This is a genomic window from Spirosoma aerophilum, assembly GCF_054782495.1.
Map to the genome: position 1 here is coordinate 1,431,798 of NZ_BAAGSJ010000013.1, position 12,629 is coordinate 1,444,426.

Here is a 12,629-nt window from a genome sequence, read left to right on the forward strand (position 1 = left end):
TACCCTTCTTCATACAACTCAGGCATGCTTCCATATTTTCCGTTCGGTCAGCAATTCAACGATAAGATGGGAACCGTTTTTCTGTCTGAAAGCGATCCGCTTATCGAGGTTGACGAGCATTACGAACGTGAAGTCGACTTGAAGCGGCAACTCTTGACTGAATTGCCCGATTATTATTACAAGGCCCTACCCGGCTATGAAGTATCCCAATGGGAGGTTGTCAGCACCATTTTAACGACCCTTGCCCGCTTCTTACCCGACCGGTTTTCTCTCAGGCAGTCAGATGATCGGTGGCATTGGCGCAACCGGATACTGGATGAAGAAACAGTTTTCACCTTCGGCGATGCCACGACCCTTCCTGCTGATCCGCTCGATTGGGTCGGTCGGCAGGTGCAGGAAGATCTTATTTTGCTATCGGGCGACCAGGCCGCATTGGTCGCCGGGCAACTCTGTTTCGGAAACGACTGGTGTCTGGACGAGAAAATGGGACTCCCCTTCTGGCAGATACACGCCCCCATAGTCCCCATTGTTGAACCCATGATTCGGGCAGCGACCCATCTCATGGAACGCTTACCCGTTGGCCGCCCAATGTGGCGGCTGAACTGGAGCGTGAAAGTGTCCGACCAGCTGGACATGACAAGTCGGCATTTGCCGGCGTTGAAGCAACAGCTTGCCGACCGGCTACCTTATCTAACCCAGGAAACTGTTGGAGAAAAGCTATTTATCCGGATCGAACGGCAAACCCTCACCCGGCTCCCCCGCTCAGGGGCCATTCTTTTTACCGTGCATACCTACCAAAATCGTCTGGCCGATGAAATAAAGTCCCGCCCCGACGCAGCCCGCCGAATGGCAAGTGTACTTAAATCAACACCCCCGGCCATGCTTGCCTATAAAAGTATGACAGATTACTTACCGGCGTTACTTGAATACCTGGACAACCAGTAGGCCCGGGAATATTTTTACCATCTATTATTTGGCCAGTGATCGGTCTAGCCAAATGTTTCTGTAACTTTTCGAGCTTCTTCTAAGACTACATGACAAAACTAGCCCGTTCACTTGGCCTTCGTTCCGCAATTTTATTAGTCGTTAGTGGTATCGTCGGTTCCGGCGTTTTCAAAAAAGTGGCTCCAATGGCGGCCGAATTAGGTTCGCCCATGCTGGTGCTGGCCTGCTGGATTATGGCTGGCGTAGTCAGTCTGGCAGGTGCCCTGACCTATGCCGAGATGGCGGGTATGTTTCCGCAATCGGGGGGTGAGTATGTTTACTTTAAGAAAGTTTATGGCCGGTTATTTGCCTTTCTCTACGGCTGGGGGGCGTTTACGGTCATGCGAACGGCCACGATTGCCGCTCTGGCATTCGTTTTTGCACAATCGCTTCTCATTTTAATCGATGTGCCGGGGGAGTCTTCCGAGCTACTTGTCAAATTAATTGCCAGCTCGCTCATCATCTTTTTGAGTTTAGTCAATTACCGGGGTGTATCGTTTGCGGAGGGCCTTAGCCGTTTTCTTATCTACCTGACCTTCGTGGCCGTGCTGATCATAGCCGTTCTTGGCTTTCAGGCTGCGTCGGGGAGCTTTAGCCATCTAACCCAATCCGTTCAACAGCACGCCACCAACGCCCACGGCAGTTTGCTGGGCTCGCTGGTGGTTGCTTCGCTCGGTGCCTTCTGGGGGTATGAAGGCTGGAATCAGATTGGTTATATTGGCGAGGAGATAAAGAACCCTCAACGAAATCTACCCATTGCTCTTGGTGTTGGTACCAGTATCGTCGTTGCCATTTATGTGCTGCTTAATACCGTATACCTGTATGTACTTCCCATCGACAGTCTGGCTCAGTTAGCGGGTACACCTTCTAAGATTGCCGCCGTTGAAGTCGTGCGTGAAGCTGCGGGTTGGGGCGGTGCCCTGTTTATTTCGGTATTGATCCTGGTGACCACTTCCAATTCAACCAATGCCTCTATCCTGATGCCAGCCCGGATTTTCTTTGCCATGGCGCGGGATGGTCTGTTCTTCACATCCGTTTCGGTCATTCATCCAACCTACAAAACACCATCGGTGGCAATTTTACTACAAGGACTTTGGTCGATCGTGCTGGTCTGGACGGGCAGCTTCGACCAGTTGACCGATATGCTGGTGTTTGCCTCCTTTATTTTTTACGGAGCTACGGCCCTGGGTGTCATCCTGCTGCGCATCAGGCAGCCCCATCTCGAACGGCCTTACCGGGTTATTGGTTATCCTCTTGTACCCCTGTTTTTTCTGGTTTGCTGTACGCTGCTCGTCACCATGACGCTGATCAATCAACCCCGCGAAGCCTTAACGGGCCTTGGTCTGATTGCCACCGGGCTGCCCTTCTACTGGTACTGGAAGTCGAAGCCACCCATCAGTGAAGCGGACCGAAAAGATGCTGTAGACACGCTTTAAACGGCACGTTGCTTTTACTGCCGGGCTCCTTGCTCTCATTCCATTTAGCCGCCGGGCCAGCCTTCCAGCAAGGATGAATAAAGTAGAGCGCCTTACCCCTCGACTGACCGGCGGCTTTGCTCCTGCTAAACGGGTGGTAGAAAAGCTGAACGGTATATCATAGAAATGCCGACCGGGACGGTTTTACGCATCAACGGTCGGCATTTCAATAAAAAACTGTACTTGCTTTACTCAATGGCCGGGTACCCTTTATCGAGCCAGTCGGTCTTAAGGTTTTTAGCCAGGTTCAGGAGTTTGTGGTTCTTGAAACCCAGTTCATTTAGTTTCGTAAAGGCAGGTCGGACGTTGGGGCAGTTCTTGAAAGGACAGCAACCGCAGTAAATGACGATCTCCCGATTTTTTGGTTCTTTACTCAGCAATTTTTCGAGCTTAGCCAGGTTTTCGGCTTCACTGCCCGGCCCGACGCCCACCGATGTCTTGATAGAGGCCGCGGGTCCAATACTGATGATGAGCGGCTTTTTCGCATTGGGCGTGTTGATGGTTTCGGCAAGATCGGCCGGTTCCAGTAACTGGTCCGGGCGCCAGGGCTCGGCTTTATTCCAGCCGACCTGTGCCATCACCAGACAAAGCACAACAACGACGCCAAGAAGTGATGAAATAATTCGTTTCTGATTCATGAGAACGGGGTTAATGTAGAACGTACCTGTTGGATGTGATCCACTAAGGTGGGCCAAAAATAAGTGAAATGTCTTGCAATCAATTCGTAATATCGCTCTAAATCCTCAATCGCAGTATCGAGCCCCGACGGGAAAGCCGTTCGTCGGGAAACCCCTTTCAACGACCGATCGACACCTTCAGTAAACTGATAATTCGTTAGCCAGTCCTGCTGAATCATATAGTCGGCCATTCGGGCCGCACCGGTTGGCAAACGAACTGAATTCTGCCGTAATGTCTGGTAAAAATCGTTCACGAAAACGGTCAGCGACTCACCCGTAAGCGGGTGGAAGTTGACCGCGAGAAAATGGTCGAAGAAAATATCGACGGCAGCCCCGGCATACTTATGGCAGCGCGGGTGCAATAAATCGCGCACGGCGGCAACGTCAGGATGCGCGTCGGTGAACGAGTCGATTTCGCGATGGATACGAACGCCGATGATCTCATCGGCTAACAGATTATGGCGCGGACTGGCGGGGTCTCCTTTAACGAAATCGCCAATAAAATTGCCGATCAGCAAACCTGTATACTGGTTCGACGTGCGTGGACCCGACAAATACCCATGCGCCAGAATATTCATGACGCCTTTTTCGAAATAGGTGGCTCCGACTCAATCGTTACGCCCTCCGTTGGTATATAGCGCTCTACATTCACCCCGAACCGGCGCAGAAAATCAACGCCTTCGTCGGACGGAATCCCTTTATACTCGGCATACGAATGCAGGAAAACGACCCGGGCAATTTTCATGCTGTAAATAATACGGGCACAGGCAATGCAGGGCGACAGTGTCACATAAATCGTGGAGCCTTCAATTTCAGAGCCGTTTTTAGCCGCGTACAGAATAGCATTTTGCTCGGCGTGTAAGGCCAGCGAGCACGACCCTTTGGAGTCGCGGGGACAACCTACTCCAGGGAATTCCTCATCGCAGTTGTGGGTCCCGGCTGGAGGACCATTATACCCAATGGAAATGATGCGGGTATCGCGGGTCAACACGGCGCCCACCTGCGCTTTGATGCAATGCGACCGTTTGGCCAGATTAACGGCCAGGTCCATATAAATATCGTCGAAGCGCGGTTTGGTATGAGAGAGCGGTGTATCGGTGGTACGTAACATGCTGTAAAGATACGGATTGAACAGGCCAAATGGAACGTGTACTGACACTTGCCAGGCAAACTAACCGCTTGTTTCTACCTCGTGCTTCGCTTACCATTTCCCATTCAGGAAGCAAAAGGGATTCATCGTCACTAGTGATCGTTGAGACTACTCTTTTCATATTCTTCAGAAGAAGCCATTGTGTCTCCTCCGGGAAGTGAGTAAGTTGGCAGCGAAATAGGCTAATTGACAACGTCTTCCTTATGACCTTACTGAAAGCTGCCATTATTGGCGGGGGCAATATTGCCGACAATAACCATATTCCTGCCTTAAAGCAGTTGTCGGACCAGGTTGAATTAGTAGCGGTTTGTGGTCGTGAAAAAACCAAAGCCCGCGCCCTGGCTGATAAGCATGGAATAGCTCTCGCTTTTGACAATACCAGCGACATGTACCAGACGTGTTCACCTGATCTGGTAGTCATCTGCACACCCAATAACCTGCATTACCCCCAAACGATGGAAGCGCTGGAGCAGGGCTGCCACGTCTTCTGCGAGAAGCCCCCGGCCATTTCCGGCCAGAACGCCAGCGCTATGGCCAATCTGGCCGCAGCCAAAGGCCTGACCCTGGCGTATAATTTTCAACTTCGGCAAACCAGCGAATGGAGCTTACTGACCCGTTGCCAGACGGATGGCCTTATGGGCGATATATACCACATCAAAGCGCATTTTCTTCGTAGACGGGGGATTCCCGGTTGGGGTTATTTTACCGATAAGACTATGCAGGGCGGTGGGGCACTGATGGATCTGGGCGTTCATGTCCTTGATCTGGCCTTATGTGCTCTGGGCTACCCAACGCCCGATCAGGTACTTGGCAATACCTATGACTTCATCGGTAAAGCAGGCGGCAAGGGGTTAATGGGCAGCTGGAATCCCGAAACCTTTGGCGTAGAAGATGCGGCCATGGCTTACCTCACCTTTCCGAACAAAGCGTCTATCATGCTGTCAGCTTCGTTCGCCCTGAACACCCAGGTCGACAAAGACCGGAATCTGGAAATATTCGGAAGTAAAGGCGGGGTCAAACTGTTTCCGTTTACCCTGCACACTGAAGTGGCGGGCGAACTGGCCGATATTCAGTTTCCTTATCTGGAAGAAGTGGATATTCAACTAAAGAATACGGCGGCTTTTCTGGACGCGTGTCAGGGAAAAAACTCCAACGTTTGTACCGCTGATCAGGGAGCTATTCTACAGGAAATCGTTGAACGAATTTACCAGTCGGCAGAAAAGTGACGTGGGTAGCAACTCATGAAGCAGAAGGCTGGTTATCGCTCGAACTTTTAGCCTTCTGCTCCACAGGTTGTCACCCACGCATCAAGTAGTCTTTAAAATCAACCGCTACACCAGCACTTTGGCCGATTTCAGCCAGGCAGGTTTGGTTGTCACAACCCGGGCTTTCAGTTCGTTGAGCATGGCATAGAGTCCATAATACGTTCTATTTACGTACAGGCCATCCTGCGAACCGCGGGCTACCTTGGAATTTTTCAATTCTTCCACCTGTGTCAATCCTTCTGCAAAGGCATACACCCGGCTGAAATAGTCATCGTTTCCAAAATCAAAGGAATCAACTGCGAAGGGTTCAGCCAGCATCCGGGTCATATCGATGAACAGGTCGGAGAAGAACTTACGCTCCTTCGGCGAATCAGCATCGGTGATAAACTCCAGATTCTCGAAGATTTCTTCCGTTAAGACGGGGTCTTCCAGCGTATCAGGATTGACAAGTTTGAAGTAGTTGTCGTAGTAAAAATCCGGGATTACTTTCACACAACCAAAGTCGATGACGCCCATGCTGCCATCGGCCCGCATCAGGAAATTGCCCGGATGCGGATCGGCGTGAACCTGCCGGAGCGTATGGATCTGAAAATCGTAGAAGTCCCATAACGCCTGACCGATCTGGTCACGCACCGCCTGTGAGGGATTCATTTTCATGAACTCTTTCAGGTGGAAACCATCCAGCCAATCCATGGTCAGAATACGCTTCGAGGAGAATTCAGGGTAGTATTTTGGAAAAATCAGGCCCGGAATATGGGCGCAGGCTTCTGAAATCTCAATAGATCGCTTCAGCTCCAGTTCATAATCCGTTTCCTCCAGCAGTTTGGATTCCACTTCACCCATATAACGGTCAATATCGCGTTCATTCAGGTTCAGCAGTCGCACCGCGAGCGGTTTGGCGATTTTCAAATCAGAGCTGACGGCATCGGCCACACCCGGATACTGCACCTTAACGGCCAGCTTTTTACCATCTTTCCAGGCCTGGTGCACCTGCCCAATGCTAGCCGCATTGACAGCGTCGATCGTGAATTTATCGAAAAGCTGCGTGGGTGTTTTGCCAAAGTAGGTTTTGAATGTTTTAACCACCAGCGGGCCCGACAGCGGGGGGGCCGAATACTGAGCCATGGTAAACTTATCAGAATAAGCCACCGGCAGCAGTCCCCGGTCCATACTAAGCATTTGGGCCATCTTCAGGGCAGACCCTTTCAGTTCACTCAGTGCATCATATATATCGGCGGCATTATCCTTATGCAGCTCCTCTTTCGATAAAGAAGGGTCAAGGAGCTTTTTGCTGTAATGCTTTATGTAATTTCCACCAACCTTTACTCCGGCCTTCATGAACTGGCTGGCACGCGCAACTTTCCCTGTTGGAACGGATGTTTGGATCTTCATTTGTGATGAGTGAAAACGTGAAAAAGCGAACGGGCGGTCTGTTAAAAGCCGCTAAAATGCTCTTTCACTCATTTATTTTGGTACATGAACTTGGCAAAATCAAAAAGCGTATCCAATGGCGAACGGCCAATGAGGTCGAAGGTAGTATTGACCGATTTCTCGATGGCCGAATCTGTTTTCTCGAAGTTCTTGCTTACGTCACGAATCCAGAAATCCAGCAAATAGAGCGTTTGGCCCCATAGGGCATTCGGATAACGGTCAGTAATAAACGGACGAGGCTCAACCTCTTTACTCTCCCTGCCTTCGGCGAGAAGATCACGGGCAAAGTCAAAGAACTCGTCTTTAAATGAATTGAAAATTGGGGTCTTCGGGGCCATAGCACCTAACCCCTTTCCCCGGCTTTCAGCCTTCAGTCGACCAAAGCTATAGACGACGAAGCTGCGCTGTGCCTTTAGCAACTCAATCCAGGTGTAATAAAAAGCCAGCAGCTTTTCCCGTACTGAATACCCCTGATACGTGTCGTCTGACTCGACCGTGGCTTTGGCATCATTGAAAAACGCAAGCCAGATATCGGCTTCGATGGCATCGAAGGACGTGTAGTGGTTGTAGAAATCGGCCTCGGCAATTTTCAGTTTCTTGGCAAACTGAAAAACGGAGGTGGGTTGTTTACCATTTTCGAGAACGTACTCCGTGTACGCTTTGCGGATTTTTTCGAGCATTTCCATACAAATTGACAACGGCAGGTTTATGAAAAAAGTTTAGTGGTTTTTCAGAAGTAAAAGCCCGATAACTTCCTGTATTTTTGTATTGTAGTACCTGAATATTTGAACGTGCCATAACCTTTTAAACAACTATTTTACTGTAACTGACATGTATAACATAAAGATGTTTTTTTGTAGTCTTTTCTTACTAATCAGTATCCATAGTTTCGGCCAGTATGGCTATGGTGGTGGATACGGTGGTGGCGGCTACGGAGGCAGAATGGGCGGCATGGGGCAGAATATGCCGAGTAGCCCTCCCCGCGCTTCGGTACCAAACATCGCCGGAGACATGGCCCAGAAAGAAACAAAATGGCTGAAGGAGAACCTGGACCTGTCGAAGGACCAACTCAAGTCGATCAAACAGCTCAACAACGAGTATGCCAGTCAGCAACAGGATGCCATTAAGGATATTATTGGCACCGGCGGTGGCCGTCCTTCTCCCGAAGCCATAAAGCAGGTCAAGGATGTTATGCTCATGTTTAACGAGGAAAAGGAAGAAAAGCTAAAAACCATCCTTACGCCGGAACAGTGGACGCTGTATCAGTCGAAAAAGGAAGCTATGCAAAAGGAAATTGGCGGCTGGCGGCCAGCTCCACCCAAAAAAGATTCCCTGACACGGGCTTCTAATTAAGGCGTCTCTGTTTAGGAATCACTTTCCATAGGTCGTCCATAAGGTCAACCGTTTTTCACTAAATTTTCTGCGTAAGAATAAGTCTAAGCATTGAGTAATAACGTAAGGGTAGTTATAAGAATTGGCTTGTCAAAGCGACGTCTAACCCTACCCCGTTATGCTCATGAAACGATTATTCTGTATCCCCCTGTTAATTCTTAGCTGGTCGACCCTCACAATTGCCCAGCCCGCCCGGAATGTAACGCAGGCCATCCAGTACATAAAACTGGCTAATACACTGCGGGAAGTCGAGAAATCAGACGAGTCGATCAAGTTGCTCAAACGAGCGATGCCTGCCGTAAAGTCGACCCACCCCTACTGGGAGGCCGTTGCCAACGAGGTGCTGGGACTCTCTTACAGCGATTTACGGGATAGTACAACCGCTCTACAATACCTGGAGACCGCCCGGAGCCAATACCTCAAACTCAAGTACGTGGCCAGTGCCTGGGGTGTCAATGAGATTGTCCGCAACCTCTCCAACAAAAACCTGTATGCCGGTATTCAGATCGGTAGCTCGACCATAAAGCTGGCTATCCTCAAAACAAAGTACGAAACAGATTTCTACGAAAAGGAAATCAAATCGACGGTTGACATTGCCAATCCAACCATGACGCTGTTTGCCGACGCATCCGGCTCGCTGAGACCCAGTCAGAATGCGCTAAAAGTCTGCCTCGACTCCATTCAACAGTATAACATCCCCAACGAGCGTGTTTTTGTGGTGCTCAGCAACGACGTTCGGGAAGAGATGGCCAGAAATCCGCAGAACCGCCGAAAACTGTACGATCAGCTATCGCAATTGCTGCCGAACAGCAACCTTAGGATCGACACATCCATGACTTCCGGTCGGGAGGCCGAGCTTTTTACGATTGGAGCAATACCCCGTAAAGTATGGCCATCCACAACGGCCCTGTACATAGGCAATACCAGTACGCTCGGCGGTTATTTTGATCAGAACGGCGGTCCCATGACCAAAACCTTCCATGGGATCAACATTCCAACAGGCCTCAACTCACTCGTCAGCCAGATCGACAACAAGCGCTCGCTAAACCTGGAAGCTTTTAAACGGGAAGCGCAGCGGGTGATCAAAACCGAGGCAGAGAACGAACTCTCCCGGCGACTCAACCCAACAGAAAAAGGGTTACAACAGCGAAAAACCGTTGGCGTAGGGGGCGACATTGTTTGGGCACTTGTCACGTATCTGCATCCTGAGAAAGCGGGTGTAACGGCTGTAGCGGTCACGATGGATGATGTCGAGCGGTTCAAACGCCTGGCCTTGACCGATTACCGCGATTTGACCCGGCCCGGCTTGAGCACCATTGCCAATGCCAGCATTCGGGCGCAGGCGGAAAAGGATGTATCGACCCTTCAGAACCAGTTCGATGAGAAACAACTCATTGCCGGGGCCTTGTGGCTCGAAGCCATTATGAAGGCCTACTCAACCCCCGCTTCCCCAAAGCGGTTCGTATTTATCCGAAATGCCAATGTTGGCTGGGTCACCGGTAAGTTTCTGGAGACGATAAATTACGAATATGAATCCACTATTGCCAAGGGTTCGTTGTATACACGCTAAAGAGTCAATGAAATGCACCGGGTTACGGAGTCAGATTGCCTACCTTTACTCCGTAAGACTATGTATATTAAGTCGTTATCATGAACAACCTCACTGTAAATCGGCCACATAAGCCCCCATCTGCCGAACGGAATAACAGGCAATTCCCTTTCCTTTAGCCTCCAGTAATAACTTGTCTGTGAGTGGAGTTTTATTTGAATCGTCGAAGATGATATGCCGGGCTACTACCCTGCCCTCCAGTTGGTTCCACGCCTGGAGGGCGTTTCGGCGAATAATGAGGTAATCCACAACGGCGGGCAACCGCCAGCGATTCCGGCCATCAAGTTTATTGACTACCAAAAGCGATTTTCCCTGCCAGACCCACAAGATATACTCGCGTGTCTGGTAATAGGCTAGCATTGAATGACGTGAATCCATTGCTATGCCCATGGGGTTTGTGCTAATCTTTTTGAGTTCCGACACCCCCCAGAGGCCGAAGGTGTTTTTCAGATAAAAATCAAACGAACGCGTGTCGGTTGAGTCAAGATCCGTGAGCAACATGGCCCGATGCCCGGCGGTTAAACTGACAGCGGTTTTGTGCGGCAGAAAATGAACGGCGAGCCGTTGTTGACTAGCCTGCTGGAAATCACTCCAGATCGTTTCCACTGCCAGTAATAAAGACATTCCACAAGTAGCCCACAAGTATATTCGCTGACGCGTCAACAGCAGGGTAACCCCTAAAAAAATAACGGCGTACACCATCATCATCGCCCAGGGTGAAAGCCAGAGCCCATCCCAGGCAGCCGCCGGGAACTGCCCTACCTCTATAACGACATAGTTAAGAAACAAGGCTGCTTTATGCAGCAGCCAGCCCAGCACATCGTTCAGATAAGGCACCCAGCTAAACGCCAGCGTTGCCATAGCCAGCGGCAGTAGTAACTGCGACATCACGATGACAATCGGGTTGGCCAGCAGAAAATAGGTAGGAAACTGGTGAAAGTAGAATACACCCAGGGGAAACGTGATCAACTGCGCGACGATGGCTACCGCCGTTAGCTCCCAAAGTCTATTGATCCATTTATTGCGAAATGTGACCACCTGATACAGGGATGACTGCCAGGCACCAATACCCGCCACGGCCAGATAAGACAACTGAAAACCCGCCGAGAATAAAGCGTAAGGGTCAAAGCAGAGGATAAAAAAGGCCGAAGCGCCCAGCGTATTGGCCAACTGCTGCTGCCGACTCGATGCATTGGCTACAATCAACAGGGAGAACATAGCGGCTGACCGCAGTACAGGTGGTGAAAAACCCGTGACCAAGGCATAAAACCACAAAATTATGAGTTGAATGATTGCAATTAAGATCTTTCCCTTTGGCCGCTTAATGAGAAAGCTTAGTAGAAAAGTCAGGACGGTAAACAGGATACCGACGTGTAGCCCCGACACAGACAACACGTGTACGGCCCCCGCAGCGGAATAGGCCCGGTATAAGTCAGCATCCAGATCATCCCGCACCCCCAGAATCATGGCGTTGACAATGCCATATTCGGCACGACTTCCCACCTGATGGGTAAACACACTGTCGGCCCAGGTATTTACAGTGGTTGCCAGTTTGGTCATTTGGTTGGGCGGTTCAATCGACAGAACTGTCCGGGCAAACGGGCGCAGGTATTGCTGGTGATAAATATTACGGTAGCTGAGGTACCGTTTGTAGTTAAACTCCCCCGGATTCAAGGGTGGATCAATGGGCCGTGGCGATCCATTCACCAGCCAAACTTCACCATACCGGGGCCGTAGGGATTGTCCTGACTTATCCAGATAAACAATAACACGGCCGCTTAGCGGTTGCCATTGATCCTGCCACTTTCCCCGCCGAATGCTCAGCTCTACCCGAAATGTTTTAGCCCGTTCCTCGGGTTGCGAACTGATTACCCCCTCATACGCCTGAAGCGTATCAGCCAGATGAATAATGTTGTCGGACCGGTTAAGATCGGTATGCTGATACGTGAGAACCCATCCCAAAGCTACCAGTATCAGCAGTCCGCCAATACCGGAGGCTGTCTGAATGGGTTTTATACCTTCTCCGGCATGTTGAAAAATGCCCCGGGCAAACAAAGCAACTCCCACTAACCCGGCGGCTAGTGGGAGCAGTGGCCAATCAGGCGCCAACCCGTACAGACAGATACCAGAAATCAGCGCGGCAGTATAGCGAACAAACGGGTTGCCTTTCATTCCTTGGCATAAGCAGATCCCGGCAACACCATTTTATAATGCTGTATACCGGCCTCCTCGAACATCGGGCCTACCGGAACAAAGCCAAATCCGGCGTATAAAGGCATCGCCGTAACCTGGGCATGAAGATAAATTCGTTCGATGGGTTCGGGCTGCTGGCCGAATATATCGTCAAGCACCGCCTGTACAAGAGCCTTTCCAACGCCCTTTCCCCGAAAATCAGCCAGAACAGCAAAACGCTCCATCTTAACCCCATTGGAGGTACGTCGCCAGCGGGCGGTGCCGCAGGGGGTGCCATCGGCACGAGCCAGAAAATGAGTACTAATAGTCTCATACTCATCATATTCCTCCCGCGCATCGACATGTTGTTCTTCAACAAATACTTTCTGCCGGATGGCAAAGGCAGTTTCCAGGTCAGAAGGATTTGAAATGGGTAAAACGTTAATCATATGGTGGTAGAGCGGGTGAAAACCC

At 50.4% G+C, this 12,629-nt stretch carries 12 protein-coding genes; 5 read left to right on the forward strand and 7 right to left on the reverse strand.

Going from position 1 to position 12,629, the window contains the following annotated elements:
* The first annotated feature begins 24 nt into the window (after positions 1-24).
* Together ACYVK4_RS17350 and ACYVK4_RS17355 are read left to right on the forward strand one after the other, a co-directional pair.
* On the forward strand, positions 25-945 hold the full coding sequence (locus tag ACYVK4_RS17350) for a heme-dependent oxidative N-demethylase family protein (RefSeq protein WP_461128783.1): 921 nt from the start codon (positions 25-27) through the stop codon (positions 943-945).
* Positions 946-1,034: 89 nt separating this feature from the next.
* Positions 1,035-2,420 (forward strand): APC family permease, encoded by a 1,386-nt coding sequence (locus ACYVK4_RS17355; protein WP_461128784.1) that lies wholly within the window; start codon positions 1,035-1,037, stop codon positions 2,418-2,420.
* 227 nt (positions 2,421-2,647) lie between these two features.
* Here ACYVK4_RS17355 and ACYVK4_RS17360 read toward each other — a convergent pair whose 3' ends face one another.
* Genes ACYVK4_RS17360 through ACYVK4_RS17370 form a run of 3 tightly spaced genes read right to left on the reverse strand, consistent with a single transcriptional unit; the run spans position 2,648 to position 4,247 of the window.
* Complete coding sequence (locus ACYVK4_RS17360; protein WP_461128785.1) at positions 2,648-3,097, reverse strand: rhodanese-like domain-containing protein; 450 nt, start codon at positions 3,095-3,097, stop codon at positions 2,648-2,650.
* The gene (locus ACYVK4_RS17365; RefSeq protein ID WP_461128786.1) at positions 3,094-3,714 is read right to left on the reverse strand and encodes an acyl carrier protein phosphodiesterase; all 621 of its coding nucleotides are present in this window, start codon (positions 3,712-3,714) and stop codon (positions 3,094-3,096) included. The genes ACYVK4_RS17360 and ACYVK4_RS17365 overlap by 4 nt, the downstream gene beginning before the upstream one ends.
* Positions 3,711-4,247 (reverse strand): deoxycytidylate deaminase, encoded by a 537-nt coding sequence (locus ACYVK4_RS17370; RefSeq protein WP_461128787.1) that lies wholly within the window; start codon positions 4,245-4,247, stop codon positions 3,711-3,713. Before ACYVK4_RS17370 ends, ACYVK4_RS17365 begins: the two co-directional genes overlap by 4 nt.
* A 242-nt stretch (positions 4,248-4,489) precedes the next feature.
* Between ACYVK4_RS17370 and ACYVK4_RS17375 the strand changes: the two genes are divergently transcribed.
* Positions 4,490-5,512 (forward strand): Gfo/Idh/MocA family protein, encoded by a 1,023-nt coding sequence (locus ACYVK4_RS17375; RefSeq protein ID WP_461128788.1) that lies wholly within the window; start codon positions 4,490-4,492, stop codon positions 5,510-5,512.
* Between the two features lie 105 nt (positions 5,513-5,617).
* Here the strand turns inward: ACYVK4_RS17375 and ACYVK4_RS17380 are convergent, their stop codons facing one another.
* Positions 5,618-6,943 (reverse strand): ABC1 kinase family protein, encoded by a 1,326-nt coding sequence (locus ACYVK4_RS17380; RefSeq protein WP_461128789.1) that lies wholly within the window; start codon positions 6,941-6,943, stop codon positions 5,618-5,620.
* Positions 6,944-7,011: 68 nt separating this feature from the next.
* Positions 7,012-7,668: a TetR/AcrR family transcriptional regulator gene (locus ACYVK4_RS17385; RefSeq protein WP_461128790.1), complete on the reverse strand. Its 657-nt coding sequence runs from the start codon at positions 7,666-7,668 to the stop codon at positions 7,012-7,014.
* Positions 7,669-7,813: 145 nt separating this feature from the next.
* Between ACYVK4_RS17385 and ACYVK4_RS17390 the strand changes: the two genes are divergently transcribed.
* Together ACYVK4_RS17390 and ACYVK4_RS17395 are read left to right on the forward strand one after the other, a co-directional pair.
* Positions 7,814-8,335 (forward strand): hypothetical protein, encoded by a 522-nt coding sequence (locus tag ACYVK4_RS17390; protein ID WP_461128791.1) that lies wholly within the window; start codon positions 7,814-7,816, stop codon positions 8,333-8,335.
* A 163-nt stretch (positions 8,336-8,498) separates the two neighbouring features.
* Positions 8,499-9,944, forward strand: a complete 1,446-nt coding sequence (locus ACYVK4_RS17395; protein ID WP_461128792.1) for a tetratricopeptide repeat protein — start codon at positions 8,499-8,501, stop codon at positions 9,942-9,944.
* Between the two features lie 90 nt (positions 9,945-10,034).
* Here the strand turns inward: ACYVK4_RS17395 and ACYVK4_RS17400 are convergent, their stop codons facing one another.
* Positions 10,035-12,155, reverse strand: coding sequence for a ComEC/Rec2 family competence protein (locus ACYVK4_RS17400; protein ID WP_461128793.1), 2,121 nt, complete (start codon positions 12,153-12,155; stop codon positions 10,035-10,037).
* Complete coding sequence (locus ACYVK4_RS17405; RefSeq protein WP_461128794.1) at positions 12,152-12,604, reverse strand: GNAT family N-acetyltransferase; 453 nt, start codon at positions 12,602-12,604, stop codon at positions 12,152-12,154. The genes ACYVK4_RS17400 and ACYVK4_RS17405 overlap by 4 nt, the downstream gene beginning before the upstream one ends.
* Positions 12,605-12,629 lie beyond the last annotated feature (25 nt).

Bases quoted from the DNA above. Each gene is read 5' to 3' on its own strand.
- ACYVK4_RS17350 (WP_461128783.1), top strand. From the start codon at position 25: ATGCTTCCATATTTTCCGTTCGGTCAGCAATTCAACGATAAGATGGGA.
- ACYVK4_RS17355 (WP_461128784.1), top strand. From the start codon at position 1,035: ATGACAAAACTAGCCCGTTCACTTGGCCTTCGTTCCGCAATTTTATTA.
- ACYVK4_RS17360 (WP_461128785.1), bottom strand. From the start codon at position 3,097: ATGAATCAGAAACGAATTATTTCATCACTTCTTGGCGTCGTTGTTGTG.
- ACYVK4_RS17365 (WP_461128786.1), bottom strand. From the start codon at position 3,714: ATGAATATTCTGGCGCATGGGTATTTGTCGGGTCCACGCACGTCGAAC.
- ACYVK4_RS17370 (WP_461128787.1), bottom strand. From the start codon at position 4,247: ATGTTACGTACCACCGATACACCGCTCTCTCATACCAAACCGCGCTTC.
- ACYVK4_RS17375 (WP_461128788.1), top strand. From the start codon at position 4,490: ATGACCTTACTGAAAGCTGCCATTATTGGCGGGGGCAATATTGCCGAC.
- ACYVK4_RS17380 (WP_461128789.1), bottom strand. From the start codon at position 6,943: ATGAAGATCCAAACATCCGTTCCAACAGGGAAAGTTGCGCGTGCCAGC.
- ACYVK4_RS17385 (WP_461128790.1), bottom strand. From the start codon at position 7,668: ATGGAAATGCTCGAAAAAATCCGCAAAGCGTACACGGAGTACGTTCTC.
- ACYVK4_RS17390 (WP_461128791.1), top strand. From the start codon at position 7,814: ATGTATAACATAAAGATGTTTTTTTGTAGTCTTTTCTTACTAATCAGT.
- ACYVK4_RS17395 (WP_461128792.1), top strand. From the start codon at position 8,499: ATGAAACGATTATTCTGTATCCCCCTGTTAATTCTTAGCTGGTCGACC.
- ACYVK4_RS17400 (WP_461128793.1), bottom strand. From the start codon at position 12,155: ATGAAAGGCAACCCGTTTGTTCGCTATACTGCCGCGCTGATTTCTGGT.
- ACYVK4_RS17405 (WP_461128794.1), bottom strand. From the start codon at position 12,604: ATGATTAACGTTTTACCCATTTCAAATCCTTCTGACCTGGAAACTGCC.